This window comes from Methylophaga sp. UBA5088 (assembly GCF_002414625.1).
In the GTDB taxonomy this organism is placed as follows: domain Bacteria; phylum Pseudomonadota; class Gammaproteobacteria; order Nitrosococcales; family Methylophagaceae; genus Methylophaga; species Methylophaga marina.
On sequence record NZ_DIAC01000107.1, the window covers coordinates 4,636 to 10,166 of the forward strand.

Sequence of the window (5,531 nt, forward strand, 5' to 3'; positions counted from 1 at the left end):
CATTTAGTATCTAGATACTTCATTTACTGAAGCGGTTTTAAGTCATTTTTTTATGTTTCAAGCCGAGAATTTAAGCCTGTTTAGATGTGATTGGCTGATTCACGATGTTTTTCAAAATTCAAAAAAATTTCAAAAAGCTCGCGGGTGAGGAGGAGTGTTTTTTGGGCTGGCTATCTTTAGTTATTATTGTGGTGGTTTATTCGCAATAACCTACTACTAAAAAGCCGTGAGGATGACTACAGAAAACTTCTTACGAGATTGACCAGGCTTATCACCAGAATCACCGAGCTAATAGTTACACCAATACAAAAACGTTTCTTCGCAACCTTACTATCTATCTGAGACGTTACTTCTTTATAGACGATATCCCATTGTATTTGCATAAATGATTTCGTATTTGGATCTGGTCTATTAGTAAGCAATGAATTCTTTATTGACTGAAGCTCACGAACTGACATCGTCTCGATGGCATGGCTTTTCACCTGCTCTTCTACCTTACGAAAATCATTCACATTAAATCCCATAAATTGATTCCCTAAACAGATTTCATACAATCGCTAAATTAATCAGTCTTTTAAATATATACAAGAAAAAAGGCCGACTAAAAAGCCGGCCCGTGCTGAGTGATGATTTATTCAGGTATCGAACGCTTATCAATGATTGTTTGAATGCCATCGGCCAGAGACTTTAGCAACTGATATGCCTGTTCACTGGTGATGGTTTCTTCATCCATCGATGCTGCAATTCCATGAGCGGCCCCACGTAACGCGATGACCTTCTCTTCCATTTCTCTTATTAATTGTTTCATACCACATCCTTAATAAATCAGAAGTGCATGCTGCTTGTATTGACTGCTGCAGGTAGTTGTCTGCCTACCAGGTTGCAACAATCACGCAGTTCTGCCACTAATACATCGCGGATATGCTCCGACCGGTTGCTTAATAGCTGCATTGTCAGGTCGGTGATGGTTTTGGAATATTCCAGTCTTAACGCTGGATTGAGTTCACCGAAAAAATCATGTTTTCTAAGTGTGGTTAGTACGTCCTGCACTATCCACTCAGCCAATGATACCGCCTGCTCAGACTGATAATGGAATATCAGTTTGAACACGGCCGGTTCGGTAATGAAGATAAAGTCGCTACCAGGTAACACCATTCGCCAGTCACCTGGTATTAACCGAACGGCATCCTCGAACATGACTTTATCCATACCGAGCACCTTGGCGATATCCTCAGCATGAAATAACACACCGCCCTGCTCGGTTACGGCCACACGCACATCATGGCCTTTGAAGGTGAATGGATTAGCTAATGTTTTTAGATTACTCATGACCATGCACCTCATCACCGATTAATAAGGTTTTGAATACGGGGAAAAGTGGCTTGCCTTGGATATCAAACCCACGATGATAAAACGCGACCTTTTGGCCAATGGCCCCTTGGGCTAGTGCCGATTGTTTTTGAATATGGCTGATGCCATAACAAGTGAAATGCACACCGGATGATAGCTTGATGACCAGCGGTGCTTCTGGACTGTCACACCAGCCCCAAACCGTGCCGGTGCTGACCTGGTAATTAGGCTCTGAATTATAGAATGAATCATTTTGAGAAATAGCCTGAACGAAACTCAGGCGGGAATAGTGCTGTTTCATAGCGAGATCTTCCTTAACTAAATTGAAAGACCATCACCGTTACTGCGAAATAAGGGCGATGGGCATACGCTGGGTTCGCAGACCGGTGGAAGACTCGCGTACAAGACCGGCGAGCACAAGGCTCCCCAACGTACACCCACCATAGAAATGATAGGCACAAAAAAAGCGCTACCGCGCTTTCACACGAATCTTACCATACAAGGCTGCGAAACCCTGACACTGGATTTTGCCAGTGCATAATCAAGATAGTATTTCCTGTTATCCCTGTCAACAGTGTTAACAAATGATGTGGCGTGCAATAATCAAATTATATAACAGTGGATGTAATGAGAGTGCCAAACAGATGGTGAAGAGAATTTTTGAAGGAATAATAATTACTGTTTTTGGTGGGCTATTTTTAGCTTTAATTGAATATTTTTCTGAATATACCCCACTTTCCTCCATTTGGAGGACTATCACTTTTGCATTTTATAAGACGTGGCAGTGTTTCACTGATTCTTATGCTGTCCCAGGATATATGTGGGTAGTGATAATAGCCCTTGTTACTTATGCTCTATCTCACTTAATAAGAAATTTCATTCCATATAAAAAACTAACTCGTAAAAATTACACGAAAGATACTATTAAGGGTGTTGTGTGGCGATGGAGTTGGTATTTTAAAGAGCCAATAAAACTTATCCCTTACTGTAAAACATGTGATCTTGAACTTGAGCGTTATACCTTCACAGAAAATCCTTCTAGATTTTCGCAATACACTGATAGCGTTGGGCTGGAATGCACTAGTTGTGACTTTTCGATAGAGTTTCCTGGACACGATAATGTCAGGTATCCAGCTGAATTAGCCAAAAAAGAAATTGAGCGTCGTGCCAGAGAAAAGTTTGGAGAGTAATAATGGGTTTTAATAAAGTTCTCACCTATACGATTATTGCTTGTGTTCTTCTTATCATATGTATCGTAGGCGTTTATGTTTTTAATTTCTGGGATAGAGATATCGGTGGACCAGGAGATTTTGCTGACTTTGCAACTTACGTTGGCAACCTTGTTATGCCCATCCTCACTATCGCTTCTGTCATTGCCCTTTTGTCGACCTTAAAACTTCAACGAGACCAACTCAATGAACAACGTGAACAGATAGAAAGACAAAGGAAAGCTGATTTATTCGAATCATACGTAAAGCGATTCGAGATGCAATATGACAGATTCAAAGAGCTTATAAAAATGAACTTTCCTTCAGTTCATGGAGACGATTACAAATATCATTTTAATTTAGCTGAATACAAGCTGCTGAACCATGATGGTATGAAGCATAGGCGTGCCAAAGAAATTATCGAGTCACTACCTCAGTTACGTGAAGTCTATAAAAATGCAACTCAATCAAAAAATACACTTCATGAAGCCACTCATAGAGTTAACGTATATCTTGATGAAATAACGATGGAAGTAAATGGTCTACACAATTGTTTAGTAGCCTCATACAAATTTACTGACAGTAATGACACCATGATATGTCTAGATATGCATAAAAGAGTTATAGCAATTTTCTTTGATCTCGAACAATGGAATATTATTACCAAAGCTGACCGTCAGAAACTTGTCGATCATATCTCTCCTCCCGCCCACCTAAAAGAATTTGAATTTGAATCACTATTGATTTATTAGTTCAGACAAGCGCTCACAACCTGGACGACATAATCAAATTAGAAAAATGTACTTTTGAGAGACAAGCCATGATCGATGACTGGATAAGATATGAAGACATTGAAGAAAAGCGAACAGGATACTATGTCAAATACTTACCTGTTTTTACTGGACAAGACTCAGCTGTACTCGATATTTATTTATACGATGATTCATTAATCAATGATGCAAAAAAAATTTGTGAAGAAGAGCTCAAGATTTGGGTACATCGATATCCAACTCCACTACAAGTACTTTTAATAAATCAAACAGATATTAAGTTTGATATTAATGAACTAGCCGGTGGTGAGTTTCTTTTAGGTTACCCGACTGAAAATGGAATCTACATGTGTTGGGGAGATTACCCTCCAGATAAAATACCTAAAATTGACTTAACAAAAGAAAGCTTGTCAAAGATTTATGCTGGATTCAAATTTAGGACATCTGAAGAAGCATTGAGTGACCTAAAAAAACAAGGTCGTTCTAACCGTATATTTCTAATTGTTCTTACCATCTGGTTCTGTTTAATTCCTGGACTAATTGCGTTTTATGGTTGGGCAAACCCTGTAGTGTCATTCATTGCACTTATTTATAGCCTATATATTGCAACCTCAAAAGCCTTAAAGCTATGGGGAATAAAACAAAAATCTGAAAGAGAAAAAGAAAAAGATCGAGAAGAATTAGAAAAGGCACATCATCACTATCACTGCAAGCTTAACCCTGAAAGATCGGATAGACTCAAGCTTGAAAATTTAAAAAAAGAAATAAAAAACCGTGAGCAAAAGAAAATAGAAGAAATGAGGCCAGATTAGTAAATAAATCTGGCAAGCACTCACAACCTGGACGACATAATCAAATTAGAAAAATGTACTTTTGAGAGTACTTGCCGTGCATGAGTTTATAAGCCCTTCACCATCACCACAACCTGTCTCATTGAGCAATCGCAATGATGGACAGAAAAAAGCCTGTCTCCATCCAATCCACATATTAGATATTGTTATCGATGTTAACAGTGTTAACACGCGTTAACTTTATGCAATAATCTTATTTTGAATGTATCAAGTCTTCTAAATTTAGGAATGAAGAAACAAAATGGACTTTGATGCAGGAATTTCAACATATCTGCAATAATAAGGAGACGTGATGGCTGTTCTTACGATGACAGTTGATCATCAGATCTACTATTCCAACGAAAAACGCATCCCTATAAAAAATGTCATCAAGGGGCTACTCGCTGCTGAAACTTTAATTGATGAGTTAAAACCATCGATAAAAAAGATATTTGATGATGTCGACATCAAAGAAATCAATATATATCTGGATAAGTTAGAGTCAGGCTCTTTATCAGAAAATTTCATTATAGATCTGGTGTTTGGTGGCGAAGAAGAATACAAGAAATTTCGTGAAAAACTATGTAAAATTCGTAACGCAGTCTTTAGCAATAGCACGGATGACGAGGATAAAAAGACAATGCGCCAAGTGCTTGGATTACTATTAGCCGCTGGTATTGCTAGTGGCGCGACTTGGGCTATTCTTTCAGATAATGACCCTGTCCCGCAATCAATTAAAAACTATACAACCAACATCAATAATAGTGTCATCGGTGTTGGTGATGGTGCCTTAACGGGTCAACAAATCGTTGATATCGTATCTGCTACTGTTGATAAGAAAAAAATCGCAAAGGCTGCTGTAGATTTTGTTAAGCCTGCAAAAGATGACAGTAAGGCAAGTATTAGTCTGGATGATAATGATCAACTGACGCTGAAGCCTGAATTTGTAAAGGCAACACCTAGCAGTTACACACCTCCTCAACCCGAAGAGAAAATAGAAACCTACACAAATGTCGATGTGTATATTGCTGCAAGTGATGCACGCAAACGACGCCAAGGTTGGGCTGGTGTAGCAAAAGGTATTGTGGATACTGCAACTAAAATTACACTGACTGAAGACATAGATCCTAATAAGCTTCACGGCAATGTAAACATTAAAGCTGATATATCAATAATCAAGAAATACGACCCGACCCAAAAAGACTACGTAATTAAAGAAATTTTAATTAAAGACTGGACCTAATGAGTTGGTGAGACAAAAGGAATTGTCTTACTATATCCAACAACTCCCCAGCTGCATCTTGATTAATGGCACGATAACAAACAGATACAACATATTTATCAGTAGTTTCATGATAAGTAATTTTGAAATA

General features: G+C 38.4%; 8 protein-coding genes. 4 read left to right on the forward strand and 4 right to left on the reverse strand.

Going from position 1 to position 5,531, the window contains the following annotated elements; translation table 11 throughout:
- Positions 1-236 precede the first annotated feature (236 nt).
- The 4 genes from B4K20_RS13530 to B4K20_RS13545 form a co-directional block, all read right to left on the reverse strand.
- A complete protein-coding gene (locus B4K20_RS13530) occupies positions 237-524 on the reverse strand; it encodes a hypothetical protein (RefSeq protein ID WP_289283273.1) in 288 nt (95 codons plus the stop codon).
- Positions 525-631: 107 nt separating this feature from the next.
- Positions 632-808, reverse strand: a complete 177-nt coding sequence (locus B4K20_RS13535) for a hypothetical protein (RefSeq protein WP_289283274.1) — start codon at positions 806-808, stop codon at positions 632-634.
- Between the two features lie 17 nt (positions 809-825).
- The gene (locus B4K20_RS13540) at positions 826-1,329 is read right to left on the reverse strand and encodes a BRO-N domain-containing protein (RefSeq protein WP_289283275.1); all 504 of its coding nucleotides are present in this window, start codon (positions 1,327-1,329) and stop codon (positions 826-828) included.
- Positions 1,322-1,651, reverse strand: a complete 330-nt coding sequence (locus B4K20_RS13545; RefSeq protein ID WP_289283276.1) for a hypothetical protein — start codon at positions 1,649-1,651, stop codon at positions 1,322-1,324. The genes B4K20_RS13540 and B4K20_RS13545 overlap by 8 nt, the downstream gene beginning before the upstream one ends.
- 283 nt (positions 1,652-1,934) lie before the next feature.
- Between B4K20_RS13545 and B4K20_RS13550 the strand changes: the two genes are divergently transcribed.
- From B4K20_RS13550 to B4K20_RS13565, 4 genes are all read left to right on the forward strand, one after another.
- Positions 1,935-2,540, forward strand: a complete 606-nt coding sequence (locus B4K20_RS13550; protein ID WP_289283277.1) for a hypothetical protein — start codon at positions 1,935-1,937, stop codon at positions 2,538-2,540.
- A 2-nt stretch (positions 2,541-2,542) separates the two neighbouring features.
- Positions 2,543-3,310: a hypothetical protein gene (locus tag B4K20_RS13555; protein ID WP_289283278.1), complete on the forward strand. Its 768-nt coding sequence runs from the start codon at positions 2,543-2,545 to the stop codon at positions 3,308-3,310.
- 68 nt (positions 3,311-3,378) lie between these two features.
- Complete coding sequence (locus B4K20_RS13560) at positions 3,379-4,140, forward strand: hypothetical protein (protein ID WP_289283279.1); 762 nt, start codon at positions 3,379-3,381, stop codon at positions 4,138-4,140.
- A 331-nt stretch (positions 4,141-4,471) separates the two neighbouring features.
- Positions 4,472-5,401: a hypothetical protein gene (locus tag B4K20_RS13565; RefSeq protein ID WP_289283280.1), complete on the forward strand. Its 930-nt coding sequence runs from the start codon at positions 4,472-4,474 to the stop codon at positions 5,399-5,401.
- Positions 5,402-5,531: the final 130 nt, after the last annotated feature.